This window comes from Amycolatopsis sp. NPDC102389 (assembly GCF_044765885.1).
Taxonomy (GTDB): domain Bacteria; phylum Actinomycetota; class Actinomycetes; order Mycobacteriales; family Pseudonocardiaceae; genus Amycolatopsis.
On sequence record NZ_JBIWKX010000040.1, the window covers coordinates 26,067 to 50,930 of the forward strand.

Here is a 24,864-nt window from a genome sequence, read left to right on the forward strand (position 1 = left end):
GTAAACAGTTGCCTACAAGACGGCCTGAGTCTGTGTCACTTTCGCGACCAGCTTGCCCTCGTCGTCCCGGATCTCGGTTTCCACCACGATGAGCCTGCGGCCCGCGTGCAGCGGTTTCGCGGTGGCCGTCGCGTGGCCGGACCGGATCGCGCGCAGGAAGTTCGTCTTCGACTCGACGGTCGTCGTGCCCTGCCCGCCCTCCGGCAGGTTGAGGAACGCGCAGACCGCGCCCGCGGAATCGGCGAGCGCCATCAGCGTGCCGCCGTGCAGCGCCCCGCCGAGCGTGCAGAGCGTCTCGTCCCAGGCGATCCGGGCACGGACGGCGGCCGGGGCGTGTTCCAGGACCTCGATGCCGAGCCGCTCGGTGAACGGCATGGTCCGGTGGAAGAGCGCGGTGCCTTCGTCGTCGATCATGGCGTCGAGCGTGCCCGGCACCGCGCCCCGTGTCGATTACCTCCGGGGTAACGGGTTCAGGCGAGCGGGTGGGGGAGCAGCAGTTCGGTGTTCTGGTCCTGAGGGGTGCCGACCGCGTCCAGTGAGGCGTGGATGTCGTTGTACGAGAACTCCCGGTACAGCGACGCAAGCGCTTGCGTCGAGGTGTCCGAATACGGCGCCTCGTACGGCGCTTCCGCCTCGATCAGGGTCGTGAACAGCGACAACGTGCCGTCGGCGTTGTCGGCGACCTCGATGATCCGCGCGTGCTGCGGGAAGTCGATGTGCGAAGCGGTGTTGATCTCCCAAAAGCCCTGCTTCGCGGTCTTGCCGGCGTGCGGGGTGATCTTGTTGCGGTGCGTGTGCCCGTTTACCCACGCCAGCACGTTCGGGAACCGGTGCAGCAGCGAGACGAACGTGTCGCCGTTGAGCCGGATCTCCAGCGGATGCCGCGCGTCCGGCAGCACGTTGCCCATGGTGTCGCTGGTGTGGTGGCTGAAGAGGATGAACAGCTCGTCCGTCACGTTCTGCGTGACCTTGCGCCCGAAGAAGTCGTAGTACGTCGAGCTGTTGCGCTTGAGCGTGTTCTCCACCCAGGTGAACTGCCCGAGCCCGATCGACCCGTCGGCCAGTCCGGCCATCGTCGTGGTGTCCAGGCTGATGCCGGTGATCCCCGGCGCGATGCGGAAGGTGTAGTACACGTTCCGCCCGTCGGCGTTGTTCCCGCTGAACCCGTGGCCCACCGGGCCGGGGCCGGTGTTGGCGGAGTCGAGGTGGTGCTGGACGAACTCCGCGGTGCTGAACGGCCGCCGCCGCTCGTCCGGGGTGATCTCGCGGATCGTGCCGGAGCCGCCGAACAACTCGGTGACAGGGACGCCGGATCCCGAGTTGATCGCGTTGGCGAGCTTGCGCGACGTCGTCTCGTCCTTGCCGATCACCTTGAAGCGGCCGGTGTACCAGGCGTCCATCCCCGGCAGATCCGGCACCGTGCCGACGATGCTGTCGTCGTGATTGCCGAAGGTGCAGAACCACGGGACGTCGAGACCGGGCGAGGTGAAGGTGTTCGACGCCGCGCCGAGCAGACCGGGCAGCTGCGGGAAGCCCTTCTTCGTGTACGCGTCGTCCAGCGTCTTGCCGGGGTTCCAGTACTGCGAGGACCCGGACGTCTGGACGCCCTCGTGCACATTCGGGTCGCCCGAGGTCGGGTTCACCGTGCCGCCGTTGAGCACCTTGAGGAACCATTCGAGCTCGATCAGCTCGTGGTTGTCGGTGTTGTCGCCGGTGGTGACCATGAAGTCGATCGCGCGCCCGGTGAACGGGCCCGCCTTCAGGCTGTTGACCCGCTCCACCAGCGCCGTCGTCGCGACCGGGCCGAGGGTCTCCTGCGGCCGGTGCGCCGAGCCAACGAACGGGTGCAGGTACTCGAACCGCGCCGGGCTCTCGGCGTCGGTGAAGTGCAGGTCGGTGAACTGCGCGAAGGAGGCCATCGCGCGGCGCCGGTCGTCGCGGCCGGACTTCGGCGCGGCGAGATCGCCCCGGACCACGAGCGGCCAGCCGGGGCCCGCGGTCAGCCGGGTGTAGCCCGGGCCGCTGGTCCGCGGGGCCGCCGCGGCTTCCAGTGTGGTGCCCGCGGTGCGCACCGCGCGGGACGTGGTGAGCGCCAGCGCCCGGTCGAGCGCGTTGGCGGTCGGCGTGCACAGCAGCAGACCGACGCCGGCGGCGCCCGCCGCGGTGAAGGTGCGCCTGGAGATGTCGGACATGGCGGTGCCCCCAGTCGTCGCGGGTGGGTGTCGCGGAAGGACGATGCCGCAAGACGTTAGCCGTGGGGTGAACGCCAGAAAAGGGTAATGCGAAAATTTGTCACGTTCGGCCGAATGGCCGAGGAGCCAAGCGGGCTGGTTACGCTGGCCGCTTGGCGAACGCGGGAGGTGGTCCGGTGGGTGCTTCGGCTTGGTCCGTCCGCGGCCGGTTCGACGGCGATCCGGAGGCGGCATTGGACGCGATGAAGGCGCGCGTCTTCGAGGAGGGCGACTACCTCTGGGAAGAGGACGAACTCGGCCGCCCGGATTCGATCGAGGAACTGTACGAGGTGCGGAGCGTCCAGGAGTCCGGGACCCATTCGGTGCTCGACGTCCACGAGTTCATCAGCGCCACGGGTGAGGACGACTTCGGCACGATCCGGCCCTTGACCGACGCGGAACTCGTCGCCGCCTTCGGTACCGAGGAGCCGTCCGTCGCCGCCTTCGACGAACTCGACAAGGCGGGACGGCTGCCGTACGAACGCCGCCCGCGCTGGAGCGCGAACTGCGCGCTGCTCTACGCGGACGACGTCGCCGTCGAACTGGCGATCTGGGGCGTTTCCGGCGACTAGAGCCGGGCTTCGGGTCACGGGGGTCGTGAGTGGCGATTCGGGTAGTCCGTGAAGGCCTCCTTCCCTACCTTCAGGGTAGGCAAGGAGGCCTTCACGACCCTGCGGCCACCTGGCCGCCATATTCAGGTACCTGAGACACCCTTGGCTCTAACCCGAATCCCCACTCACGACCCGCGCGGGACGCTGAGGTGTCACCGAGGGTGAGGGGTGTGTGGATATAGGGACGTTCAATGTCCCTATATCCACACACCCCCTCGCATGTCTTCGTGACAGGACCGGTCACGCGGGACTGTGTGGATTTCAGGTCATCTGACGCACCAAAATCCACACAGTGGGTGTTCCGGGGGCTGGAGCCGGGCTTCGAGTCCGTCCAGGATCACCTCGACCCCCAGCGCGAAGACGTCCTCCCCGCTCTGGCGAGCGAAAGCCCGCCCGAGCCTGCCCACGTGGGGATAGGCCGCGAGCCGTTCGAGGAATCCTTCGTCCGGCTTCCGCGCGGGGAGCGTTTCGACCGACGCGAGCACGTGCGCGGTGAGCAGCCGCGAGATCCCGGCGGTGTCCGCTTCGGAGAAGCCCGCCTCCAGCAGGATCCGCGCGGTCGTCTCGATATGGCCCAGCCGGTGCGGCCCGGTCGGCGGCCGCTCGCGCAGCAGCGCGGCGGCGTCCCGGTGACGCAGCAGGAGGGCGCGGAACTGGCGGAGCCCGCTCGCGAGCTGATCACGCCACGGCAGGTCCCGGTCGATCTCGAAGGCGTCGGCGCAGATCGCTTCGGCGACGAGATCCAGCAGTTCCGCCTTGTCCTTCACGTGCCAGTACAGCGTCGGTGAGCTGACGCCGAGTTTCGCCGCCAGGCGCCGGGTGCTCAGCTCGGCGAGACCGGCTTCGTCGAGCAGTGCGACGGCCGCCTCGGTGATCTTGGCGAGGTCGAGCGAGCCTTTGCGTGCCACCCGAGGACCCTATCAGTGATAGATTGGTCTCTATCACTGATAGAGAACGGGGGAAGTGATGCTCTGGACACCGAAGATCCGCCTGGTCACGGTGCTGTGCTCGCTCGTCTTCGTGATCGGGACGACGCTGCAGAACTACGTGATCATCGATCTGGACCTGATCGAGGCGAGCATGCGGCTCAAAGGCGTCGAAACCGGCGACGCGCCCGCCTATCTCGGAGCGTTGCGGCTGGTGGGGAACGTTTTCATCGTCGGCAACGCGCTGGGCCTGCTGGTGTGGTTCCGCCGGCGATGGCTGTTCTGGCCGGTGCTCGCGGTCAACGCCGGCCAGGCCTTCGGCGTGTTCGTCGTGCCGTTCGAGGTGCACCGGGCCGCCTTGGCTGAACACGGGTGGCCGGGCGTGCTGCCCTCGGTGGTCACCGACGGTGGCGCGGTGATCCTGTCGATCGCGCTGATCTTCGCTTACGTACGTTCGCGGCGGCTCACGCGGACAAGCGACCCAGTTCGGCTTTGACGGCCTCGACGGCGGCCTTGGTCTCGGCGACCGCGTCGGCGCCGTCGCGGACTATCCGGCCCAGCGCGTCGACGAGCGCGGTGTTCGCCGTCGGTGTCCACAGTGGACCGGCGGCGCGCCCGTTCTCCTTGACCAGCTTCGCGGCGTCGGCCGCCGTGGTGACCTTGTCGAGCACGCTCAGCCGTGCGGGCAGGTGGAAACCGAACCTGGTGGCGAACTCCTGCTGGAAGTCGGTGCGCTCCAGCCACAGCCATTTGACGAAGTCCTTGGCGGCGTTGGCGTTCAGGCTCTTGGAGTGCACCATCGCGCTCAACCCGCTGACCGGGACGGACGGCGCGCCCGCCGCGTCGAGCCGGGGGAAGGCCAGGATGCCGAAATCGTCCTTCACGGTGTCCTGGATCTTCGGCAGGTTCCACAGCCATGTCCATTGCATGGCGGTGAGCCCGTCGACGAACGGGAGCGGATCCGGCCAGTCCGTCGCGGCGCCAAGGAGCAGCGAACCGTTGAGCTCGTGGAGTTTCGCGAACACCTTGGCGGCGCGCGGATCGTCGAAGCCGACGGATTTGCCGTCCTTGACGTAGTCGAGCCCGGCCGACCACAGCAGCGGCCCGGCGAGCGCCGCCGCGCCCGCGTCGTTGCCGGCGAACAGTCCTTTGACGCCGTCCTTGGAAAGCTTCTTCGCCGCGTCGACGAGTTCGTCGAGCGTCTGCGGCGGCTGAACCCCGGCCTCCTGCAGGAAACTCTTGCGGTAGAAGAGGACCTGGGTGTCCAGAGCCTGAGGAATGCCGTAGGTCTTGCCGTCGACCGACTGCGCCGCGAGCACCGAGGGGTTGAAATCCCCGCGCACGGGCCCGATGACGTCGTCGAGCGGTACGAGCAGATTCTGCCGGACGCGATCGACCGTGACCTGGCCTTCGAAGACGTCCGGGACAGGGCCCGCCTGCAGCGCGGCGTTCAGTTTCGCCTCGTAGTCGTCGGGATTCCACTGCACCGCGACCTTGGACTTCTGGTACGCGGCCGCGTACCGCGTGACGGCTTCCTGGACACCGGCTTCGGGATACGGGTGGTACCACTGGGTGAGATCCACCGGTTTGGGTTTCGGCCTGGTCATCCCGGCGGAGTAAGCCGTCGATGGGGGAGGCTTCCCTGGTTGGACACCGCCCGTTTGGACAGTGTTGGACCCGCAGGCGGAAAGTACGGCCGTTCCCGCCAGTGTCAGGAACATTCGCCTGTTTGTCTTACGCACCAACAAACCCTTCGCCGAACGCAGTGAAGGCCACCTTCAGGGACCAGAGTCCCTCAAGATGGCCTTCACCGAAGGGCAGGCGCGCGGGAGATTAACCCGTTAGAGCTGACTCACGTCGAGTTTGCCTTCGGAGTGGAACGCCCGCAGCCGCTTCTTGTCGAACTTGCCGACACTGGTCTTCGGGACTTCGTCCACAAAGGTCCAATTCTCCGGGAGCTGCCACTTCGCGACCTTGTCGGACAGGAACTCGCGCAGTTCCCCGGCCGTGACCTGCTGGCCCTCCTTGAGCACGACGGCGACCAGCGGGCGCTCGTCCCACTTCTCGTCGGGGATGCCGACCACGGCCGCCTCGGCCACCGCGGGATGCGCCATCACCTGGTTCTCCAGGTCCACCGACGAGATCCACTCGCCGCCGGATTTGATGACGTCCTTCGCGCGGTCGGTCAGCGTGAGATAGCCGTCGGGGCTGATCTTGCCGACGTCGCCGGTGCGCAGCCAGCCGTCGTGGAACTTCTCCGGGTCGGGCTCGTCACCGGTCGTCCCGGCGTAGTACGACGCCGCGATCCACGGGCCCTGCACCTCGAGCTCGCCGACGCTTTCGTTGTCCCACGGCAGTTCCTCGCCGTTGTCACCGATCAGCCGGGCACTGACGGACGCGGGGAACCGGCCCTGGGTGTAGCGGTACTCCCACGCCTTCTCGCCGGTCGCGGCGGCGGGCGGACGCGCGACGCTGCCCAGCGGCGACGTCTCGGTCATGCCCCAGGCGTGCAGGATCGGCACGCCGTAACGGTCTTCGAAGGCGTGCATCAGCGACGGCGGCGCCGCCGATCCGCCGACGACGACCTCGCGCAGATGCGAGATGTCCTGCGGGTTCGCGTCGAGGTGGGAGAGCAGGCCCTGCCAGATCGTCGGGACGGCGCCGGCGAAGGTCGGCTTCTCGGCGGCGAGCATCTGGGCGATCGGCGCGGGCTGGAGGAAGCGGTCCGGCATCAGCAGCGAGGCGCCGACCATCAGCGCCGCGTACGGCATGCCCCACGCCATCGCGTGGAACATCGGGACGATCGCGAGAGCCTTGTCGTGCTGGGCCAGCCGCATGCTGTCGGTCATCGTGACCTGCATCGAGTGCAGCCAGATCGACCGGTGGGAGTACGCGACGCCCTTCGGGTCACCCGTGGTGCCCGAGGTGTAACACATCGCGGCGGCCGAGCGCTCGTCCACCTCGGGCCAGTCGAAGGTGTCCGGCTGACCGGCCAGCAGTTCGTCGTAGGCGTGCACCTGGACGCCGTCGGGCGCCGGGAGGGTGGAGGCGTCGCCGTTGGCCACGATGACGTGCCGCACGGTCTTCAGCTCGGGCAGCTGCTTGGCCAGCAGCGGGACCAGCGTGCCGTCGACGATGACGACCTGGTCCTCCGCGTGGTTGGCGACGAAGACGAGCTGCTCCGGGAACAGCCGGATGTTCAGGGTGTGCAGCACCGCGCCCATCGCCGGGATGGCCAGGTACGCGGCCATGTGCTCCGCGTTGTTCCACATGAAGGTGCCGACGCGCTGGTCGCCGGTGACGCCGAGGCTCCGGAGGGCGTTCGCCAGACGGGCGGCGTGCTTGCCGAGTTCGCCGTAGGTCTCCCGGCGGGCTTCTGAACCGGTCCAGGTGATGACTTCGCTCTCGGAGTGCACCGTGGTCCCATGGCGGAGCAGCCTGCCCAGTGACAGCTGCCCGTCCTGCATCGTGCTCAACATCGCGTACTCCCGTGGTGCTCGTTCTCCGGTGAACTGGGGTTGCGCCGACTCTAATCCGGGAGGGGTGAACCGGTCAGTAACATCGCAGGCAACCGTTCGGTCACAGTGTCGCGCTAACGGGTGTTCGCCGGTTCGGGCCAAGATCATCAATAATTCGTATTTTTCTTACCATGAAACGAAAAATGGCCGACTGTGCGAAGTGAAGACATCGCTCATAAGGGTGATGAACGCGGGCGAATCGCCGCTCGAACGGCGTGTTTCCGCAGGCTGAGGCGGGTTGCCCGTGGCGTGGTCGAGGGGTAATAAGTGCGTGTCGGTTTCACGGCCGAGGAACGGGTGGCGTTTACTGGAGCCGTGGTACAGAGACGGCTGGCCAGCGCTTGCTCTTGCAAGCATGGTTTAAAGGCCGTCGGCCGCGAAAGCGGAGACCTGAGATGAAAGGACTACTACGTTGGCTCTGCCCACGTTGACTCCGGAGCAGCGCGCCGATGCCCTCGCCAAGGCGGCTGAGGCTCGCAAAGCGCGCTCCGAGCTGCTTGCGTCGATCAAGTCCGGCAAGGAGAGCATCGACAAGGTGCTCAAGCAGGCCAAGGAGAACAAGACCATCGGCAAGACGAAGGTCACGCAGCTGCTGAAGGCCGTGCCCGGCCTGGGCGCGGTCAAGGTCGCCGCCCTGCTGGAGCAGGCCGGGATCGACCCGGACCGGCGCGCCGCCGGCCTGGGCGAGCGGCAGCGCGAGGCCCTTCTCGAGGCGCTGAAGTAACGCGGGCGCGTCTCTCTCGGCCGGAGGCCTCGGATTTGCGGAGGCGGGCCGCTGACATGGCTGGGCGAGTGGCCAGCCGTTGCCACGGCCCGGTTACGGAAATCCGGCAGCGCGCTTTTGAGAGACACTGCCCAGGTCACGGGCTGTCCGGGGGAAGGTGTTGCCTGAGAGGCTGTTGCCCGGGCAACACTTTCCCCTGGTCTCAGCCGGAGCCTGGGACGCTGGTGGGGTGACGACCAGTACCGCACCGGCGACCCCGGCAGACCTGGCCGCCCGCTACGAGCGGGGCGACTTCCTCCTGGCCACGGCACGGCACGCGCTCCTCGCGAGCGGGGCCGTGGCCACCGCGACCGACACCGAGCCGTCGCGGCTGTCCGGGGCGCTCCCCGGGCTGTTCACCGACTCGGGCGCGTCGATCGCGGTCGGCGTGCTGCCCTTCGACACCACTTCGCTGCCGGGCCATCTGGTCTTGCCCCGCGCGATCCACCGCGCGTCTTCCGAGCACGCGGCCGTCCCGCCGCGAACCTCGCTTCCGCAGCCGGTCAAGGTCTCTCCCGTGCCCGAACCGGAGGCGCATCTGGCCGCCGTCCGCGCGGCCGTCTCCGCGCTGAGCGACCGTGACCTGCGCAAAGTCGTCCTGGCCCGCGCTCTCGATCTCGACTTCGCCGAGGCCGTCCCGGTCGCCGAAGTCGTCCGGAACCTGGCGAACGGGAACCCCCGGCACACCACCTACGCCGCTCAGCTGCCCGACGGGCGCACGCTGGTCGGCGCCACCCCCGAGCTCTTGGTGTCCCGCACCGGCGGTGCCGTCCTGTCCCGGCCGCATGCCGGGTCGATGCCCCGGTCGGCCGACCCGGCGATCGACAAGGCCAATGGTGAGGCGCTCCTGGCGTCCGAAAAGGACCACGTCGAACACGCCGTGGTGGTGGAGTCCGTCGTCGAGATCCTGCGGCCGTTCTGCCGCACGCTCGACGTCCGCGGCCCCGAACTCGTCTCGACGCCGGCGATCTGGCACCTCTCGACCACCGTCACCGGCGAGCTGATCGATCAGGACGTCACCGCGCTGGACCTCGCCGCCGCGCTGCACCCGACGCCTGCCGTGTGCGGCACCCCGACCGGTGCCGCGCGCTCGCTGGTCCAGGAGCTGGAGCCGTTCGACCGCGCGTACTACGCGGGCGCCGTCGGCTGGGTCGACGCGGCGGGAGACGGCGAATGGGCCGTCGGGATCCGGTGCGCGGAGATCGCCGACACCTCCATGCGGCTGTACGCCGGCGGCGGCATCGTGCCCGCGTCCGATCCTCAGACCGAACTCGACGAGACCTCGGCGAAGTTCCGCACCCTGCTGGCCGCGATGGGCCTGGAGATCTAGAGGGTCGCGAAGGCTTCGGTGACCGAGATGTCCTCCGACGTCAGCAGCGCGACGGCGGCCCGGTAGCCCTCGGTCGCCTTCAGATCCGCCAGGCGGGTCCGGTCCGGATCGAGGGCTTCGTGGGTCGACCGGACCAGCCGCGCTTGCTCGTCGTAGCCGGAGAACGTGATGCTCTGCAGCGGGATCTTGAGGCCCTTCCCGGTGGCCTTCATGACCGCTTCCTTGCGCGTCCAGTAGGTGAAGAACGCCGTCGCGCGCTGGTCGTCGGAGAGGCCGGAGATCGCGGCCAGCTCCGCGGGGGTCAGCGCGTACTCCATGAGCGAGTCCTCGGCGCGCCTGGTGGCCGTCTCGACGTCGAGGCCGACCGGCGTCCCCGCGGTGGCCGCGACGCCGATGAGGTCGCCGGAATGCGAGATCGACAGCATCAGCGGCGCGCCGGGGACCTTGGGCCGCCCGTGCGGTTTGCCGCAGTCTTCGCAGGTCGCGTCGAAGCGCACGTCCTCGACGGCCAGCCCGAGGCGCTCGGCGGCGACGGTCTTCGCCAGCACCCGCCCGGTCAGGAACCGGCGTTTGTCGATGTCCTGGCGGTAGCTTCCGTACCGGCCCTGCTCCAGCTCGTCGAGCAGGGCCAAGAACCGGGGTTCAGCGGGCAGGGGTTCCGACCAGCGGACCGCACAATCGATCACGTCTCCTTCATACCCGATTCGGCGTCGGCGTTACTCGCGTTTTCGTCGAGCAAGGTCGCTTCGTCGAACGGTGATTCGCCGTTCAGCGTACGGTCGAGCTGCTCTCGGTCGATCTCGTTGGTCCAGGTGCCGATCAGGACGGTCGCGACGGCGTTGCCCGCGAAGTTCGTCAGCGCGCGGGCCTCGGACATGAACCGGTCGATGCCGACGATGAACCCGACGCCGTCGACCAGTTCCGGCCGGTGCGAGGACAGCCCGCCCGCCAGGGTCGCGAGCCCCGCGCCGGTGACCCCGGCCGCGCCCTTCGACGCGATGATCATGAACACCAGCAAGGAGATCTGCTCGCCGATGGTCAGCGGTTTGTCGAGCGCGTCCGCGATGAAGATGGACGCCATCGTCAGGTAGATCGCGGTGCCGTCGAGGTTGAACGAGTACCCGGTCGGCACGGTGATGCCGACCACCGGTTTGGAGACCCCGGCGTGCTCCATCTTCGCGATCAGCCTCGGCAGCGCCGATTCCGACGACGACGTGGACAGGATCAGCAGGAACTCGCGGCCGAGGTATTTCAGCAGTTTGAAGATGTTGACCCTGGCGAACAGGCCGATGATCAGCCCGAGCACCACGAACACGAACAGCGCGCAGGTGATGTAGAAGCCGAGCATGATCACCGCGAGGCTCTGCAGCGCTTTCCAGCCGGTCGAGCCGACGACGGCGGCGATCGCGCCGAACGCGCCGATCGGGGCCGCCCACATGATCATCGCCAGGATCCGGAACACGAGCCGCTGGATGTGCTCGATACCGCGGCGGATCGGCTCGCCCTTCGTGCCGAGCTTCTGCAACGCGAACCCGGCGAGCAGCGCGACCAGCAGCGTCTGCAGCACCTCGCCCTCGGTGAACGCCGAGACCAGCGTCTTCGGGATGATCCCGAGCAGGAATTCGACGGTGCCCTCGCTCTTGGCGATCTGGTCCTGGCCCTTTTCGGCGATCTCGGGGGTCAGGTGCAGTCCGCTGCCGGGCTGGAGGATGTTGCCGACGACCAGGCCGATGACCAGCGCGACCGTCGACATGATCAGGAAGTAGCCGATCGCGAGCCCGCCGACGCGGCCGACCTTCGCGGCCTTCGCCACCGAGCCGACGCCGAGCACGATCGTGCAGAAGATGATCGGCGAGATCATCATCTTGATCAGGTTCACGAACCCGGTCCCGAGCGGCTTCAGTTCCTTGCCGACCTCGGGGAACAGGATGCCGACGGCGATGCCGAGCGCCACCGCCACGATGACGGCGATGTACAGGTAATGGGTGCGATCCCGCTTCGTCGCGGGTGCTGTCGTGCTCATGGGTGCCCTTCGACGCGACGGGAACAGGTTGCGAAAACTTATGACAACTCCTCGGCGAACGACAACCGAAGCGGTACGCTTGACTAAGCGAGCGCTTAGTCAGCGCTAGGTCACTGTCGAACGGGAGCGGGCTGACCATGGATTTCTCTCTGAGCGTCGAGGAACGCGAGGTGCGCGACTGGGTGCGCACGTTCGTCCAGCGCGACCTCATGCCGCGTGAGCAGGAGGTGCTGCGCCGCGAACGCGCCGGCCGGCCCGGCCTGACCACCGACGAGCTGCGCGAGCTGCAGCTCAAGGCCAAGGAGTCCGGCTTCTGGGGTGTGCAGACGCCGGAGGAGTACGGCGGCATGGGCCTGTCCGCGGTGATGACCGCGCTGCTGGAGGCCGAACTCGGCCGCACGTTCGTGCCGTTCCGCTTCGGCGGCTCGGCGGACAACATCCTCTACTACGCCAACGACGAGCAGAAGGAGCGCTACCTGCTCCCGACGATCTCGGGCGAACGCAAGTCGTGCTTCGCGATCACCGAACCCGGCGCGGGTTCGGACGCCAAGGCCATCCGGACGTCCGCCCGCAAGGACGGCACCGACTGGGTCATCAACGGCGAGAAGACCTTCATCACCGGTGGTAACGAGGCCGACTTCGTGATGGTCTTCGCGATCACCGACCCCGAGAAGGGCGCGAACGGCGGCGTCACTTGCTTCCTCGTGGACCGCGACGCGGGCTGGAAGTCCGAGTACATCGACACCATGGGCGAATGGGGCCCGGCGGCGCTGGTCTTCGAGGACGTCCGTGTGCCGGAGACGCAGATCCTCGGCGAACTCGGCCACGGGTTCGACCTGGCCATGCAGTGGATCGGCGCGGGGCGCTACCTGCTGCCCGCCCGCGCCATCGGCTCGTGCGAACGGCTGATCTCGATGGCCATCGAGCACGCCAACACGCGGGAGACGTTCGGGCAGAAGATCGCCGAGCGCCAGGCCATCCAGTGGATGATCGCGGATTCCGGCACCGAGCTCGAGGCGTTGCGCTGGCTGGTGCTGCACGCCGCCTGGCAGGTCGACCAGAAGCTGGACTCGCGGCACGCGCAGTCGATGGCGAAGCTGTACGGCGGGGTTAAGGCGAACGAGATCGTCGACCGGGTCCTGCAGATCCACGGCGGAATGGGCTACACGCGGGAACTGCCGGTCGAGCGCTGGTACCGCGAACTGCGGCTGCTGCGGATCTACGAGGGCACCGACGAGATCCAGCGCCGGACCATCGCGCGCAACCTGCTCAAGGGGCACGTGAAGGTCGGCGGCACCCTGGGCTGAGACGTGGGTACAGGTGGTGGGGGGGGGGGGGGGGGGGGGGTAGACCACTACCCCCCCCCCCACCCCCCCGCCCCCCCGCCGCCCCCCCCCCCCCCCCGGGCGGTGGGCGGGCGGGGGGGGGGGGGGGGGGGCGGGGGTGGGGGGGGGGGGGCGGGGGGCGCCGCCCGCCCCCCCCCCCCCCCCCCCCCCCCCCCCCCCCCCCCCCCCCGCCCGGCCCACTCCGTACCGCCGCCCTGCCGCGTGAAGGACGCCTTTCCCGCATGTCATGCGACGAAGGCTCCCTTCACCGCACGAGACGCGGGGAAGGTCCCCTTCAGCACCCGCCACGTGCAATGAAGGGGCCTTTCATCGCAAATTTCGCGATGAAAGGCCCCTTCATTGCAGTCGGTCTCTCTAGTCCTCGTCCTCGTCCTTCTGGTTCCGCATCGCGATCGGGACCCCGGCCAGGTCCTCTTCGTTGCAGAGAAGTTTCACGTCGTAGTAGGGCGAACCCTTGCGGTCGTCATAGTCGAGATGGACGGCCAGCACATCGACCGGTTCCCCGAGCCACTCCTGAGCCTGGCGTAGCCATGTCGCGCACCGTTCGAGGGCCGTGGGCAGGTCGTCGTCCCGGAATCCCACCGGGCGGTAGGGGACGTCCTGCACCTGATCACGGGGGTTCGAAGGCACCGGCAACGCCGGCGAGAGACCCGAGTCGTCCAGTTCGAGTTGGATCGTTTGCTCAGTCACCCTTCGAGCGTCCCCCAGAGAAGCCGTCTGAGCAAGGCGTACCGACCTAAAGTCGCCGCTAAACGGGCACTCGCCACACTCCTGAGACCACTTCACGGCAGTTTTGCAGCGCCGTGACGTCCAGAGGGCGCTCACAGGCGAGCGCCCGCAGCGCCAGCTCCGCGTAATGGGCGGCCAGCTGATCCAGGGTGAGCGGCCCGCTCGGCGAATACCAGCGCGCGACCCCGCTGCACATCTCCACCAGCGCGAGCCGGGTGACCGAAGGCTGATCGGTGTGGAAGACGCCGGCCGCGACACCGGCTTCGATGGCGTCCGCCCACAGCCTTTCGTAGGCGTCGCGCAGTCCCACCACTCCGGCCCTGGCGCCGGGGGTGAGCGCGTGGACCTCGTTGTCCACCACGCGGGTGTCATCCGGTTGGATGGCGTGCGCGAGCACATGCAGCGCCACCAGGGATCCGAGCCGTGACACGGGATCGGAGAGCCCGGCGGTCGCCAGCTCGGCCGCGTCGAGCAGGCGCCGCAGCGACTCGTTCATGATGGCGACCAGCAGATCCTCTTTGGTGCCCATGTAGTGGTACAGGCTGGCGGACGACAGCTCCGCCTCCTGCGCCAGATCCCGGATGCCGGTGCCGTGGAATCCCTTGGCGGCGAACAGTTTCACCGCGGCCTGCCGGACCCTTTCGCGGGTGTTCACAACCATGTTCCGGTGGTCCTGTCCCACGAACCGGCGCGGAGGTCGTCCACCTTCTTGAGCTCACCCTTCGCGACCCGTTCCGACGGTGTCATCGGCAGCTCCGCCACGAGGGCCCAGAACCGGGGAACCTTGAAGTAGGCCAGTTTCGCCGAACAGAACTCCGCCAGCTCGGCCGGTTCGCACCGGTGTCCCTCGTTCTCGTCGAGGACGATGTACGCCTTGACCTCTTCGCCGCGGATGTCGTCCGGCACCGCGATGACGGCCGCGAGCTTGACCGCGGGATGCAGCTGCAGCGCCCGTTCGACCTCGTCGGCGGAGATGTTCTCGCCGCTGCGGCGGATCATGTCCTTGGTGCGACCCACGTAGTACACGCGGCCCTCGCCGTCCATTGTGGCCAGATCGCCGGTGTGGAACCAGCCGCCGTCGAACGCGCGCCTGGTCGCTTCGGCGTCGTCGTGGTAGCCGTGCATCAGGCCGACCCCGCGGATCAGCAGCTCGCCGGTTTCCCCGCGCGGCAGCGGTTTCCCGGCCGCGTCCGCGATCATCACCTCGCGGGTGGGCGCCGGCCTGCCGAGGCAGCCGGTGCCGACCGTCTCCTCGTGATCCGCCGGGTACATCCGGATGTCGCCGCCGGTCTCGGTCATGCCGAAGGCCTCGAACCACGGCGCGCCCCAGCGTGCTTCGAGCGCGGCGTGCAGGTCGCGCGGGATGGCCGAGGCGCAGATCGCGCGGACCTGGTGCGCCTTGTCCAGCTCGCTTTCCGGCTGGCGCAGCAGAAGGGTGGGCATCAGGCCGAGGCAGTAGAACCAGGTGACGCCGTGTTCGCGGATCTTCTCCCAGAACGTCGACGGGTGGAAGCGGTCGAGCACCACCAGCGTCGCGCCGCCCGCGAGCCCCAGCGCCACGTTCCACTGTGGATCGATGTAGTGGAACGGTTGCGCGGTCAGGATGACGTCGTCCGCGCCGACCGACGGGAAGTCCGTGGCCAGGCTGATCGCCAGTGTCGTCCAATACCGGTTCGGCAGCACGCAGCCCTTGGGCGCGCCCGTGGTACCCGAGGTGTACTGGATGTTGACCGGACGTTCGCCTTCGGACCAGAAGGTCATCCAGGCACCGTCCCGAGGTGCCACGAGTTCGGCGGGCGTGAGCACACGTTCCAGCGAGGTCTCCGGCGCGATCTTGTCCAGCAGCTCCAGGAATTCCCCGGCGGCGACGGCGAACCTGGCGCCGGAATGCCGCAGCACGTGGGCGCCGTCGAACTCGCGGTACCCGGTGTTGACCGGCACGAGCACCCCGCCGATCTTGGCCAAGGCCAGCCACAGCAACGGGAATTCGGGCTGGTTGCGCAGCATCACCGCGACCCGGTCGCCCGGTGTCACGCCGAGGTCGAGCAGCGCGCGGGCGTACTCCGTGCTGCGTGCGTCGACGTCGGCGAAGGTGAAGCTTTCCCCGGTGGCGTCGAAGATCCACGCCGTCTTGTCCGGCCAGAGCGCGGCGGCCCTCGTGGTCAGCCCCACCAGGGTGTCGATCCCGGCGAGCGAGCTCATGTCCGGCTCCGGAAGGCCTCGGCCGAAGCGGCGACCTCGGCGGAATGTTCGGTGATCAGCGCGTGGCTGACTTCGAGTTCGAGCGCGGCGTCGAGCGAACTGTCGATGCCGGAATCGAGGGCGCGTTTGGCCATCGTGGCCGCGGCGGCCGGATGCGCGGCGATCTTGGCCGCCCACGCGAGTGCGGTGTCCATCAGGTCGTCGACGGGCACGGCGGCGTTGACCAGGCCGAGTTCATGCGCCTTGGTCCCGCTCACCCGTTCGCCCAGCAGCAGGAGTTCCTTGGCCTTCAACGGGCCGACCAGCAGCGGCAGCAGCCGCGACGCCGCACCCGTGACGCTCAGGCCCAGGGAGACCTCGGGAAAGGCGAACACCGCGTCTTCGGCGGCGAGGATCAGGTCGCAGCCCATCGCGAACTCGGCGCCCGCGCCGATCGCGTAACCGTGGACCGCGGCGATGACGGGCTGGCGGAGGCCGCGAAGGCGTCGTGTCACGTCCTGTAGTCGGTCGAGTCGCGGGCGTGAATCACCCTCCGGGGTGGGCTCTTTGAGGTCGTGACCGGCGCAAAAGGCCCGTCCGCGGCCGGCGAGCACGACGGCGCGCGCGTCCGACTTGGCGGCCGCGTCGAGCGCCTCCAGCAGGTCGTCGACCAGTTCGGCGACCACCGCGTTGAGCCGTTCGGGGCGGTTCAGCCAGATCACGGCGATGCCGTCGTCGAGTGCGTAATCCACGGTGCTCATGACCGCGAGCCTAGACGACCGATCGATCGATCGATAGGGTCGGATCCATGCGGGTCGACACGGTCTACGAGAACGCCCGGTTCCTCACCGGGACGGGGGAATCCGTAGCGCTTGCCGCGCTGAACGGACGAATTGTCGCATTGGGGCACGATGCTGCTGCGCTTTCCGCGAAGCGCCGCGTGGATCTGGGCGGCTCGGTGGTGGTGCCCGGGTTCCACGACGCGCACAACCACATGGCCTGGTTCGGCATGGCTCTCGACGACGTCGCCCTTTCGGATTGCCGCAGCGTCGACGAGGTGTACGACGCTGTCGCGCGGCGCGCGGCCGAAACACCGCCGGGCGGCTGGATCATCGGCAGCGGCTACGACCAGAACAAGCTCGTCGGCGGCCATCCGACGCGGCAGGGGCTCGACCGCGCCGCTCCCGGGCACCTCGTGCGGCTCAAGCACACGTCCGGGCATATGACCGTGGTCAACTCGGCGGTCCTGGAGCGGCTGGACCTGGCGAACGTGCCCGTTGGCGGCGATGTCGTCCGCGACGAGGACGGTTCGCCGACCGGGCTGCTGCGGGAACAGGCCCAGCTCCTGCTGCGGCCGCTGACCTATCCGACGCCGGTCGAGCGGGTCGTCCGCGGGCTGGACAGGGCGAGCGAGCGGTACCTGGCCGAGGGCATCACGAGCGTGCAGGAGGCCGGGATCGGCGGGGGTCTCGTGGGGGAGACCCCCGCCGAACTCGCCGCGTACCAGCTGGCGCGCGATCGCGGCGTGCTGCGGGTGCGGAGCACGGTGATGGTCGCGGCGAGCGTGCTCCACGAGCTGGACGCGGGTGCGGGCTTTGGTCTCGACCTGGGGATGCGCACCGGATTCGGCGACGAATGGCTGCGGCTCGGCGCGATGAAGCTGTTCGCCGACGGTTCGCTGATCGGCCGCACCTGCGCGATGCACGAACCGTTCGCCGGGGAATCCGACAATGTCGGCTACTTCCAGGTACCCGAGGACGAGATCGCGCGGATGATCGCCGCCGCGCACCGGGCGGGCTGGCAGATCGCGACCCACGCCATCGGCGACCGCGCGATCACCGTCGTCCTCGACGCCTACGAAGCCGCGCTCAAGGCCGACCCGCGTCCCGGCCACCGGCACCGCATCGAGCACTGCGCGGTGCTGCGGCCCGAGGAGCTGAAGCGGCTGGCGTCGCTGGGCCTGATCGCGTCGCCGCAGGGCCGGTTCGTCAACGAGATCGGTGACGGGATGCGCGCCGCGCTGGGGCCCGGACGCGAGCCGTGGTGCTACCGGCTCAAGAGCCTGCTCGACGCCGGATGTGTGCTGCCCGCCAGCTCGGACCGCCCGGTCGTCGAAGGCGCGCCGCTGCTCGCGCTGGCCGACATGGTGCGGCGGAAGACCGCGTCCGGTGTCGTGCTGGGTCCCGATGAGCGGCTCACCCCCGCCGAAGCCTTGCGCGCGTACACCTACGGATCCGCGTACGCCGCTTTCGCCGAGAAGGACCTGGGCACGCTGGAGCCCGGCAAGCTCGCGGACTTCGCCGTCCTCTCGGCCGACCCGACCGACGAGTCCACTTTGGATTCGATCCACGTCGTCGCCACCGCCGTCGGCGGCGACATCGTCTACGAACGGAGCTGAGACCCATGCCGGTACGGGACGCGGTCGCGGACGACATCGAGGAGATCTGCGCGCTCATCGAGGAGCACGCGGTCTACGAGGACAAACACGATCTGAAGCTCGACAGGCAGGAGATGTCCGGCTTCCTCTTCGGGCCCGACCCGAAGGCCTGGGTGCTGCTGGCCACCCCTCCGGAGGAGCCGGGCAAGGTCGCGGGCTTCGCCTTCTGCAGCTGGAACTTCTCGACCTGGGAGGCCCGGCCCGGGATCTGGCTCGACGACCTCTTCGTGCGTCCCGAGCACCGCCGTTTCGGCCTCGGGCGGGAGCTGCTCGACGAGCTGGCCGCGCGCTCGCCCGGCCGGGTCGAATGGGACATGCAGGAGGGCAACGAGAAGGGCGAGGCGTTCTACGCCCAGCTCGGCGCCGACCCCGTCCCCGGCTGGATCCGGTACCGCTGGCGGCCGCACGCTGGGTGAGCCGCGACCAAGCGGCAAGCCGTAAACTCGCACGCATGGGTGAAGGGGCAAGTCGCAGGTCGTCGTCCGTGGAGGACTACGTCCGGGTGATCTACGGGCTGGTGGAGCGCGGTGAGGCCGTCACCAACACGTCGCTGGCCGGACGGCTGGAGGTCAGCCCGTCGTCGGCGTCCGGCATGGTCACCAAACTGTCCCAGCTGGGGCTGGTCGCGCACGTCCCGTACCGGGGGATCGAGCTGACCACCGAGGGCAGGCTGCTGGCCCGCTCGGTGCTCCGCCGTCACCGGCTGATCGAGACCTACCTGGTGTCCGAACTCGGCTACACCTGGGACGAGGTGCACGCCGAGGCCGACGCGCTCGAACACGCGGTGTCGGACAGGCTCGTCGAACGGATCGCGGCGAAGCTCGGCAACCCGGTGCGCGACCCGCACGGCGACCCCATCCCCGCCCCCGACGGCAGTGTCGAGGAGATGCCGATGCGCATTCTCGACGACCTCCCGCCCGGTGCGGTCGGCGAGATCGTCCGCGTCTGGGACACCGATCCGGAACTCCTGCGCTACCTGACCGAGCATTCGATCGGCCTCGGCGAGCGGATCGAGGTCGTCGAACGCCAGCCCTTCGGCGGCCCGATGGTGGTCAAGGTCGGATCGCCGCCGGACGCAGCGACGCACGCGATCGGCAAGGAGATCGCACAGGCGCTTTCGGTCGCGCTGCGCTGAGGCCGTGTCCACTGTGGACCCGTACCGGCGGGGACACACGGTGGGAATTTTCCCTACGTCTCTGCATAATTACGTCACCCGCCTGCCGTGCGGAAAGGTGATCTAAGGCCCTTCCGATCATGTGATCCCGCGCCTAGGCTGCGCTATTCCGGGTGGCTAGCGAGCGTGCGAAGGCGATGAAAGATGACCGGTCAGCGGACACACACCATCGACCGGGGGGCGGCGGAAGGACGTGAACTCAGGCGGCTGCTGGAGACGGGGCCGTTCGCGGACGCCCTCCGGGCGGCGATCAGGGCGAGGGGCCTCGGGCTCGATCGGATCCGGTACCGGCTGAGAGGCCGGGGGTGCTCGGTCAGTCTGGCGACGCTGAGCCACTGGCAGTCGGGACGGTGCCGTCCCGAACGGCCGGAATCCCTGCTGGTGCTCAAGAATCTCGAGGAGATCCTCGGGGTGCCGCCGGAGTCCCTGTCGCGGCTTCTCGGGCCACCGCGTGGGCGGGCCGCCCGGTGTACGGTGCCCGGCGAGGGCCTCGTGATGCAGCGAGGCCGGGACACGGGAACTTAGGAGCGCGGGTGCGGGCGGTCGTCTTCGAGGAGTTCGGGGTGCTGCCCGAGGTACGCGAGGTGCCGGATCCGGTCGCGCCGCCGGGCGGGGTGGTGATCGCCGTCGAGGCGACCGGGGTGTGCCGCAGCGACTGGCACTCCTGGCAGGGCCACGACACGTCGGTGAAACTGCCGCACGTCGCCGGGCACGAACTCGCCGGCCGGATCGCGTCGCTCGGCGAGGGCGTCCGGGGCTGGTCGGCGGGCGACCGGGTGACCGTGCCGTTCGTCTGCGCCTGCGGCGCCTGTGCCCAGTGCGCCGCCGGTGACCAGCAGATCTGCGATCGCGAGTTCCAGCCGGGCGCCACCCACTGGGGTTCGTTCGCCGAGTACGTCGCCATCGAAAACGCCGAGGTCAACCTCGTGACGCTGCCGGACACGCTCTCCGCGGCCGAAGCGGCGGCGCTGGGCTGCCGGTTCGGGACGGCGTTCCGGGCCGTGCTGCGCCAGGGCGGGGTCCGGCCTGGTCAGTGGGTCGCGGTCCATGGCTGCGGTGGCGTCGGCGTCTCGTCGATCCTGCTGGCCGTCGCGGCCGGTGCTTCGGTCGTCGCCGTCGACCCGTCTCCGCAGGCCAGGGCGCTGGCGTCGCGGATGGGGGCGCTCGTGACCGTCGATCCGTCCGGCTTCGAAGGCCACGAGGCCATCGCCGCGCACGTCCGGGAGCTGACCGGCGGCGGCGCGCACGTCTCGCTCGACTGCCTCGGCTCGCCGACCACCTGTGCCGCCTCGGTCGGCAGCCTCCGGAAACGCGGACGGCACGTCCAGGCCGGCTTGATGCCGCCCGCGCAGGGCATCGCGCCGATCCCGATGCACCGGGTGATCGGCGGAGAGCTGGAGATCGTCGGCATCCACGGCCTGCAGGCGCACGAGTACCCCGAGATGCTGCGGGTGGTGGAGACGGCCGGGATCGATCTCGAAGGCATGATCGGCAAGCGGGTCGGCCTCGACGACGTCCCCGCGGTGCTCGCGGAGATGAACGATCCCGTGCCCGCGCGGGCCGGGGTGACGGTGGTCGAATTCGCACGGTGACCGGGTGAACGCACTGCGGTCAACCGGCCGATCGGAGTAGTCCGAAAGGTGGCTTCTCCGGGCTCTTTATGGCAGCTTGCTTCGCTGTGACGGTCATGGATGCCCCGGTGAGGCCACGATTCGGCTCGCGCGTGCTCCGCTGGTTCGCCGCGGCCGGTGTCATGATGCGGGGCCACCGGATCATCGGCGCGCGCCCTGGCAGACTCGACATGTGGACGCGCTGATCCCTCGCCCGCGTACCGAAGTCGCTCCCGGCGCGGTGCACGTTCCGGACTGGCTCGATTTCGACGAGCAACGCCGTCTGGTCGAAGCCTGCCGCGGCTGGCGTGGTTACCGGCAAACGCGGCTGCCGAACGGCGGCGTCATGTCGGTGCGGACGGTCTGCCTCGGCTGGCACTGGCACCCGTACCGGTATTCGAAGGTGACCGACGACGGCTCCCCGGTGCTGCCGTTTCCTTCGTGGCTGGGCGATCTCGGGCGGCGGGCGGTTTCGTCCGCCTATGGCCCGTCGTCGTACGAGCCGGACATCGCGCTGGTGAACTTCTACGACTCCGCCGCGAAAATGGGGCTGCATCAGGACAAGGACGAGGCCTCGCTGGAGCCCGTCGTGTCGCTGAGCCTCGGGGACGCCTGTGTTTTCCGGTTCGGGAACACGGTCGATCGTGGGCGGCCGTATACGGATGTGGATCTGCGGTCGGGGGATCTGTTCGTTTTCGGCGGGGAGTCGCGGCTGGCGTTCCACGGGGTGCCTCGGGTGTTGCCGGGGACCGCTGATCCGGCGCTGGGGCTGGCGGGGCGGTTGAACATCACTTTGCGGGTTTCGGGACTGGTGAGTGGTCAGGACGGACAGCTCTGATCTGGGGTGGTGTCGCGAAAGCCACTTTCGAGACGTCTGATGTCCCGAAAGTGGCTTTCGCGACATGATCGCCGGGCGGTACCGGGCCTGGCCACGGCCGACGTTGCGAAAGGGCCTTAAGCGAGCCGGAAAAGCACCTGTTGCCCCGGCCGCACCTGCGCGGCCAGATCCAGATCCGCTTCCTCCACCACGGCGATCACCGGATAGCCCCCGGTCACCGGATGGTCGGCCAGGAACAGGATCGGTTGCCCCGAAGGAGGTACCTGCAACGCCCCCGGAACGGCGGCTTCGGGTGGCAACTCGCCACCTCGCGCCCGCGACAACACGGGACCGTCCAGCCGCACACCCACCCGGTCGACGTCGGCGGTGGCGACGTAACCGGAAGAGACCAAAGTGGACAGTGCGCCGGGGACGAACCACGAAACCCGGGGCCCTGGGGTGACCCGCAGAACCGGCACGTCCGGCAAGGGCGCGCGAGGAGCGAGATCCACCCCGGGCTGGGGCAACGTCCGCTGCCCCACCGGCAAGGTCATCCCGGCCGAAAGCGCGGGTGGGCCGAGTTTGCCGAGCGTGTCGGTCGCCCGCGCGCCCAGCACCGCGGGGACGTCGATGCCGCCGCGCACGGCGACATAGCAACGCAAACCGTGAGAAGCCATCCCGAGGACGAGCTCTTCGCCGGGGCCGACCGGGATCGGAGAGGAGGGGCCGAAAGCCCGCCCGCCGACGGTGATCGAGCACGGCGCGCCGGTGACGGCGACGGTCGCCGGAGCCGGGAACCGCAGGACGAGGCCGCCCAGAACGCATTCCAGGGCCGCGTGTCCCTCGGGGTTCCCGACCAGCCGGTTCGCCAGCCGCAGCGAACCGCGGTCGGCGGCGCCGGAGCGGCCGACGCCGATCGCGGCCAGCCCCGGGCGGCCGAGATCCTGCACGGTGGAGAAGACTCCGGGGTGGGCCACTTCGATCTTCGCGGTCATGAAGTGAACCGGATCCGCGTACCGGGCGCCAGCAGGTTCGGCGGCTCCCGCTCGACGTCCCACACCGGCAGCGTGGTCCGCCCGATCAGCTGCCAGCCGCCGGGTGAGGCGTTCGGGTACACCGCCGTGTATTCGCCCGCGATCGCGACCGAGCCGGCGGGCACCCGGGTGCGCGGGCTCGTCCGGCGCGGCAGGTGCAGTGCGGGGTCGAGCCCGGTCAGATAGGCGAAACCGGGGGCGAAGCCGCAGAACGCCGAGACGTAGGTGCCGTCCTCGTGGCGACGGACGACGGCCTCCGCGGACATGCCGGCGGCGGCCGCGACGTCGGCCAGATCCGGGCCGTCGTAATGCACCGGCACGACGATCTCGGCGGCTTCGCGCGGCTTGATGTCCACTGTGGACCGATGGAGGACGTCTTCGGCGAGCCGGTCGTGGTGGGTCCGGCCGGGGTCGAACCGGATGAGCAGGGTCCGCGCGGCCGGGACCAGTTCGAGGACGCCGTCCGGCGGGTCCTGCTCCAGTGACGTGTGCAGGCCGAGGACCTCCGACGGATCGTCGAAGTCGACCATGGCCGCACGCGCCCCATAGGGCAGCACTCGCATCACGGTGCCTCGAGGAACGATCCGATGTGGACACCGGACTCGCCGAGCCCCGCGCGGATCCGGCGCGCCAGTTCGACGGCGCCGGGCGTGTCGCCGTGCACGCACAGCGAATGCGGCTCTAACGCCAGCTCGGTCCCGTCGGCGGCGACGACCTTGCCGGTGGTCGCCATCGTGACCGCCCGGGAAGCCACCTCGTCGGCGTCGTGGAGCACGGCACCGGGCAGTTTCCGGGAGACGAGAAGGCCTTCGGAGGTGTACGCGCGGTCCGCGAACGCCTCGGCGTACGCGGAGAGCCCGGCTTTTTCGGCCTGCTTGGCCATTTCCGATCCCGGCGGGCACAACAGCGCGAGTTCGGGACGGAACCGCCGGATCCCTTCGACCACGGCGGCCGCCTGCTCCGGATCCACCGCCGCCGTGTTGTACAGCGCCCCGTGCGGTTTGACGTACCGCACGCGCGTTCCCGCCGCGCGCGCGAACGTGTCGAGCGCGCCGATCTGGTAGAGCACGTCGTCGGCCAGGTCGGCGGGGGCGACGTCCATCGCCCGCCGCCCGAAGCCCGCCAGATCGCGATAAGCGACGTGGGCACCGATGACGACGCCCCGCTCCGCCGCGCGTTCGCAGACGCGCCGCATCACCGACGGGTCGCCGGCGTGGAAGCCGCAGGCGACGTTCGCGCTGGTGACGATGTCGAGCATGGCGTCATCGTCGCCCATCTTCCAAGCGCCGAAACCTTCGCCGAGATCACTGTTGAGGTCCATCAGGCCACCCTGAACTCACTGTCGAGCTTGTCGGTCACGAACATGTAGCCCGGCGCGTGCGTGATCGCGAACGGCGGCCGCGAGGCCATCAGCGCCGCCTGCGGAGTCACGCCGCACGCCCAGAACACCGGCACGTCACCGGGTTCCGCGGCGATCGCGTCCCCGAAGTCGGGGTGGGCGAGATCGGCGATGCCGAGCGCGCCGGGATCGCCGATGTGCACCGGCGCACCGTGTACGGCGGGCATCCCGCGGGTGATGCGCACGGCGTCGTCCACGCGGTCTTCGGGGATCTGCCGCATCGAGACCACCATCGGCCCGTGCAGCCGCCCGGCCGGGACGCATTCGCGGTTCGTCACGTACATCGCCACGTTGCGGCCCTGGTCGACGTGCCGCAGCGGGATGCCCTCGGCTGCCAGCGCCGATTCGAAGGTGAAACTGCACCCGATCGAGAACGTGACCATGTCGCTGCGCCACAACCCGGTCGCGTCCGCGAGCTCACCGGAGAGCACACCGTTCTGCCAGACGCGGTAGCGCGGCAGGTCGGTGCGCAGATCGGCGCCGGGAGCCAGCCGGGTCGACGGATCGCCGGGGTCGCTGACGTCGAGCACCGGACAAGGCTGCGGGTTTCGCTGGCAGAACAGCAGGACGTCGTAGGCCCAGTCCTCGGGGACGGCGATCAGATTGGTCTGGGTGAACCCGTTCGCCCAGCCGGTGGTCGGGCGGGCCGTGCCCGCGCGGAACAGGGCGCGGGCCTCGCCGGGGGTCAACGTCGCCGGGTCGTCGAAGGTGGTCATCGCGGTGCCTCCTCTTCCG

Annotated in this window: 26 protein-coding genes; 11 read left to right on the top strand and 15 right to left on the bottom strand. The window is 69.2% G+C overall.

Annotation, left to right across the window (positions count from 1 at the left end):
* Positions 1-12 precede the first annotated feature (12 nt).
* Together ACIRGA_RS28475 and ACIRGA_RS28480 are read right to left on the bottom strand one after the other, a co-directional pair.
* A complete protein-coding gene (locus ACIRGA_RS28475) occupies positions 13-414 on the bottom strand; it encodes a PaaI family thioesterase (RefSeq protein ID WP_400946414.1) in 402 nt (133 codons plus the stop codon).
* 56 nt (positions 415-470) lie between these two features.
* Positions 471-2,192: a TIGR03767 family metallophosphoesterase gene (locus ACIRGA_RS28480; RefSeq protein WP_400946416.1), complete on the bottom strand. Its 1,722-nt coding sequence runs from the start codon at positions 2,190-2,192 to the stop codon at positions 471-473.
* 152 nt (positions 2,193-2,344) lie between these two features.
* On the opposite strand from ACIRGA_RS28480, the gene ACIRGA_RS28485 reads away from it, so the two are divergent.
* The gene (locus tag ACIRGA_RS28485) at positions 2,345-2,803 is read left to right on the top strand and encodes a hypothetical protein (protein WP_400946418.1); all 459 of its coding nucleotides are present in this window, start codon (positions 2,345-2,347) and stop codon (positions 2,801-2,803) included.
* A 305-nt stretch (positions 2,804-3,108) separates the two neighbouring features.
* Here ACIRGA_RS28485 and ACIRGA_RS28490 read toward each other — a convergent pair whose 3' ends face one another.
* Positions 3,109-3,750, bottom strand: a complete 642-nt coding sequence (locus tag ACIRGA_RS28490; protein WP_400946420.1) for a TetR/AcrR family transcriptional regulator C-terminal domain-containing protein — start codon at positions 3,748-3,750, stop codon at positions 3,109-3,111.
* A 58-nt stretch (positions 3,751-3,808) separates the two neighbouring features.
* Here ACIRGA_RS28490 and ACIRGA_RS28495 point away from each other — a divergent pair, with 58 nt between their 5' ends.
* Complete coding sequence (locus tag ACIRGA_RS28495; protein ID WP_400946423.1) at positions 3,809-4,264, top strand: hypothetical protein; 456 nt, start codon at positions 3,809-3,811, stop codon at positions 4,262-4,264.
* On the opposite strand, the gene ACIRGA_RS28500 is transcribed toward ACIRGA_RS28495, so the two are convergent.
* Together ACIRGA_RS28500 and ACIRGA_RS28505 are read right to left on the bottom strand one after the other, a co-directional pair.
* Positions 4,233-5,510: an ABC transporter substrate-binding protein gene (locus ACIRGA_RS28500; RefSeq protein WP_400946426.1), complete on the bottom strand. Its 1,278-nt coding sequence runs from the start codon at positions 5,508-5,510 to the stop codon at positions 4,233-4,235. The two genes, ACIRGA_RS28495 and ACIRGA_RS28500, sit on opposite strands and share 32 nt — an antisense overlap.
* Positions 5,511-5,609: 99 nt before the next feature.
* Positions 5,610-7,247, bottom strand: a complete 1,638-nt coding sequence (locus tag ACIRGA_RS28505; protein WP_400946429.1) for a long-chain fatty acid--CoA ligase — start codon at positions 7,245-7,247, stop codon at positions 5,610-5,612.
* Between the two features lie 451 nt (positions 7,248-7,698).
* On the opposite strand from ACIRGA_RS28505, the gene mihF reads away from it, so the two are divergent.
* Positions 7,699-8,010, top strand: coding sequence for an integration host factor, actinobacterial type (mihF, locus tag ACIRGA_RS28510; protein WP_005155963.1), 312 nt, complete (start codon positions 7,699-7,701; stop codon positions 8,008-8,010).
* A 229-nt stretch (positions 8,011-8,239) separates the two neighbouring features.
* Complete coding sequence (locus tag ACIRGA_RS28515; RefSeq protein ID WP_400946432.1) at positions 8,240-9,379, top strand: isochorismate synthase; 1,140 nt, start codon at positions 8,240-8,242, stop codon at positions 9,377-9,379.
* Here the strand turns inward: ACIRGA_RS28515 and ACIRGA_RS28520 are convergent.
* Positions 9,376-10,065 (bottom strand): 4'-phosphopantetheinyl transferase family protein, encoded by a 690-nt coding sequence (locus tag ACIRGA_RS28520; RefSeq protein WP_400946435.1) that lies wholly within the window; start codon positions 10,063-10,065, stop codon positions 9,376-9,378. The two genes, ACIRGA_RS28515 and ACIRGA_RS28520, sit on opposite strands and share 4 nt — an antisense overlap.
* A complete protein-coding gene (locus ACIRGA_RS28525) occupies positions 10,062-11,402 on the bottom strand; it encodes a cation:dicarboxylate symporter family transporter (RefSeq protein ID WP_400946438.1) in 1,341 nt (446 codons plus the stop codon). Before ACIRGA_RS28525 ends, ACIRGA_RS28520 begins: the two co-directional genes overlap by 4 nt.
* Positions 11,403-11,539: 137 nt before the next feature.
* Between ACIRGA_RS28525 and ACIRGA_RS28530 the strand changes: the two genes are divergently transcribed.
* The gene (locus ACIRGA_RS28530; RefSeq protein ID WP_400946441.1) at positions 11,540-12,709 is read left to right on the top strand and encodes an acyl-CoA dehydrogenase family protein; all 1,170 of its coding nucleotides are present in this window, start codon (positions 11,540-11,542) and stop codon (positions 12,707-12,709) included.
* Between the two features lie 393 nt (positions 12,710-13,102).
* Here ACIRGA_RS28530 and ACIRGA_RS28535 read toward each other — a convergent pair whose 3' ends face one another.
* From ACIRGA_RS28535 to ACIRGA_RS28550, 4 genes are read right to left on the bottom strand one after another with little or no spacing between them, the layout of a single operon-like run.
* Positions 13,103-13,438, bottom strand: coding sequence for a hypothetical protein (locus tag ACIRGA_RS28535; RefSeq protein WP_034308634.1), 336 nt, complete (start codon positions 13,436-13,438; stop codon positions 13,103-13,105).
* Positions 13,439-13,496: 58 nt separating this feature from the next.
* The gene (locus tag ACIRGA_RS28540) at positions 13,497-14,138 is read right to left on the bottom strand and encodes a TetR/AcrR family transcriptional regulator (protein ID WP_400946444.1); all 642 of its coding nucleotides are present in this window, start codon (positions 14,136-14,138) and stop codon (positions 13,497-13,499) included.
* Positions 14,129-15,679, bottom strand: coding sequence for an ATP-dependent acyl-CoA ligase (locus ACIRGA_RS28545; RefSeq protein ID WP_400946446.1), 1,551 nt, complete (start codon positions 15,677-15,679; stop codon positions 14,129-14,131). The genes ACIRGA_RS28540 and ACIRGA_RS28545 overlap by 10 nt, the downstream gene beginning before the upstream one ends.
* A complete protein-coding gene (locus tag ACIRGA_RS28550; RefSeq protein WP_400946448.1) occupies positions 15,676-16,419 on the bottom strand; it encodes an enoyl-CoA hydratase/isomerase family protein in 744 nt (247 codons plus the stop codon). Before ACIRGA_RS28550 ends, ACIRGA_RS28545 begins: the two co-directional genes overlap by 4 nt.
* Positions 16,420-16,466: 47 nt before the next feature.
* Between ACIRGA_RS28550 and ACIRGA_RS28555 the strand changes: the two genes are divergently transcribed.
* The 6 genes from ACIRGA_RS28555 (at position 16,467) to ACIRGA_RS28580 (ending at position 21,717) form a co-directional block, all read left to right on the top strand.
* Complete coding sequence (locus ACIRGA_RS28555) at positions 16,467-18,056, top strand: amidohydrolase (RefSeq protein WP_400946451.1); 1,590 nt, start codon at positions 16,467-16,469, stop codon at positions 18,054-18,056.
* Positions 18,057-18,061: 5 nt separating this feature from the next.
* The gene (locus ACIRGA_RS28560) at positions 18,062-18,511 is read left to right on the top strand and encodes a GNAT family N-acetyltransferase (RefSeq protein ID WP_400946455.1); all 450 of its coding nucleotides are present in this window, start codon (positions 18,062-18,064) and stop codon (positions 18,509-18,511) included.
* Positions 18,512-18,546: 35 nt separating this feature from the next.
* Positions 18,547-19,230 (top strand): metal-dependent transcriptional regulator, encoded by a 684-nt coding sequence (locus tag ACIRGA_RS28565; RefSeq protein ID WP_125684091.1) that lies wholly within the window; start codon positions 18,547-18,549, stop codon positions 19,228-19,230.
* Between the two features lie 183 nt (positions 19,231-19,413).
* Positions 19,414-19,794, top strand: a complete 381-nt coding sequence (locus tag ACIRGA_RS28570) for a transcriptional regulator (protein ID WP_400946458.1) — start codon at positions 19,414-19,416, stop codon at positions 19,792-19,794.
* Positions 19,795-19,802: 8 nt separating this feature from the next.
* Positions 19,803-20,861 (top strand): alcohol dehydrogenase catalytic domain-containing protein, encoded by a 1,059-nt coding sequence (locus ACIRGA_RS28575; protein WP_400946460.1) that lies wholly within the window; start codon positions 19,803-19,805, stop codon positions 20,859-20,861.
* A 211-nt stretch (positions 20,862-21,072) separates the two neighbouring features.
* Entirely contained in the window at positions 21,073-21,717 is a 645-nt protein-coding gene (locus tag ACIRGA_RS28580; protein ID WP_400946463.1) for an alpha-ketoglutarate-dependent dioxygenase AlkB family protein, read from the top strand.
* 116 nt (positions 21,718-21,833) lie between these two features.
* Here ACIRGA_RS28580 and ACIRGA_RS28585 read toward each other — a convergent pair whose 3' ends face one another.
* The 4 genes from ACIRGA_RS28585 to ACIRGA_RS28600 are packed head-to-tail and all read right to left on the bottom strand — an operon-like array spanning position 21,834 to position 24,845.
* The gene (locus ACIRGA_RS28585; protein WP_400946466.1) at positions 21,834-22,691 is read right to left on the bottom strand and encodes a biotin-dependent carboxyltransferase family protein; all 858 of its coding nucleotides are present in this window, start codon (positions 22,689-22,691) and stop codon (positions 21,834-21,836) included.
* Positions 22,688-23,293 (bottom strand): allophanate hydrolase subunit 1, encoded by a 606-nt coding sequence (locus ACIRGA_RS28590; protein ID WP_400946468.1) that lies wholly within the window; start codon positions 23,291-23,293, stop codon positions 22,688-22,690. The genes ACIRGA_RS28585 and ACIRGA_RS28590 overlap by 4 nt, the downstream gene beginning before the upstream one ends.
* Positions 23,293-24,051 carry a LamB/YcsF family protein gene (locus ACIRGA_RS28595; protein WP_400946471.1) on the bottom strand — a complete coding sequence of 253 codons (759 nt, stop codon included), beginning with the start codon at positions 24,049-24,051 and terminating at the stop codon, positions 23,293-23,295. The genes ACIRGA_RS28590 and ACIRGA_RS28595 overlap by 1 nt, the downstream gene beginning before the upstream one ends.
* The gene (locus ACIRGA_RS28600) at positions 24,051-24,845 is read right to left on the bottom strand and encodes a putative hydro-lyase (protein ID WP_400946474.1); all 795 of its coding nucleotides are present in this window, start codon (positions 24,843-24,845) and stop codon (positions 24,051-24,053) included. Before ACIRGA_RS28600 ends, ACIRGA_RS28595 begins: the two co-directional genes overlap by 1 nt.
* Between the last annotated feature and the right edge of the window lie 19 nt (positions 24,846-24,864).

Excerpts from the sequence above, each read along its gene's own strand:
- ACIRGA_RS28530 (WP_400946441.1), top strand. The coding sequence starts at position 11,540 with ATGGATTTCTCTCTGAGCGTCGAGGAACGCGAGGTGCGCGACTGGGTG.
- ACIRGA_RS28550 (WP_400946448.1), bottom strand. The coding sequence starts at position 16,419 with ATGAGCACCGTGGATTACGCACTCGACGACGGCATCGCCGTGATCTGG.
- ACIRGA_RS28545 (WP_400946446.1), bottom strand. The coding sequence starts at position 15,679 with ATGAGCTCGCTCGCCGGGATCGACACCCTGGTGGGGCTGACCACGAGG.
- ACIRGA_RS28570 (WP_400946458.1), top strand. The coding sequence starts at position 19,414 with ATGACCGGTCAGCGGACACACACCATCGACCGGGGGGCGGCGGAAGGA.
- ACIRGA_RS28480 (WP_400946416.1), bottom strand. The coding sequence starts at position 2,192 with ATGTCCGACATCTCCAGGCGCACCTTCACCGCGGCGGGCGCCGCCGGC.
- ACIRGA_RS28600 (WP_400946474.1), bottom strand. The coding sequence starts at position 24,845 with ATGACCACCTTCGACGACCCGGCGACGTTGACCCCCGGCGAGGCCCGC.
- ACIRGA_RS28585 (WP_400946466.1), bottom strand. The coding sequence starts at position 22,691 with ATGACCGCGAAGATCGAAGTGGCCCACCCCGGAGTCTTCTCCACCGTG.
- ACIRGA_RS28525 (WP_400946438.1), bottom strand. The coding sequence starts at position 11,402 with ATGAGCACGACAGCACCCGCGACGAAGCGGGATCGCACCCATTACCTG.
- ACIRGA_RS28590 (WP_400946468.1), bottom strand. The coding sequence starts at position 23,293 with ATGCGAGTGCTGCCCTATGGGGCGCGTGCGGCCATGGTCGACTTCGAC.
- ACIRGA_RS28560 (WP_400946455.1), top strand. The coding sequence starts at position 18,062 with ATGCCGGTACGGGACGCGGTCGCGGACGACATCGAGGAGATCTGCGCG.
- ACIRGA_RS28555 (WP_400946451.1), top strand. The coding sequence starts at position 16,467 with ATGCGGGTCGACACGGTCTACGAGAACGCCCGGTTCCTCACCGGGACG.
- ACIRGA_RS28595 (WP_400946471.1), bottom strand. The coding sequence starts at position 24,051 with ATGGACCTCAACAGTGATCTCGGCGAAGGTTTCGGCGCTTGGAAGATG.
- ACIRGA_RS28475 (WP_400946414.1), bottom strand. The coding sequence starts at position 414 with ATGATCGACGACGAAGGCACCGCGCTCTTCCACCGGACCATGCCGTTC.
- ACIRGA_RS28565 (WP_125684091.1), top strand. The coding sequence starts at position 18,547 with ATGGGTGAAGGGGCAAGTCGCAGGTCGTCGTCCGTGGAGGACTACGTC.
- ACIRGA_RS28540 (WP_400946444.1), bottom strand. The coding sequence starts at position 14,138 with ATGGTTGTGAACACCCGCGAAAGGGTCCGGCAGGCCGCGGTGAAACTG.
- ACIRGA_RS28505 (WP_400946429.1), bottom strand. The coding sequence starts at position 7,247 with ATGTTGAGCACGATGCAGGACGGGCAGCTGTCACTGGGCAGGCTGCTC.
- ACIRGA_RS28495 (WP_400946423.1), top strand. The coding sequence starts at position 3,809 with ATGCTCTGGACACCGAAGATCCGCCTGGTCACGGTGCTGTGCTCGCTC.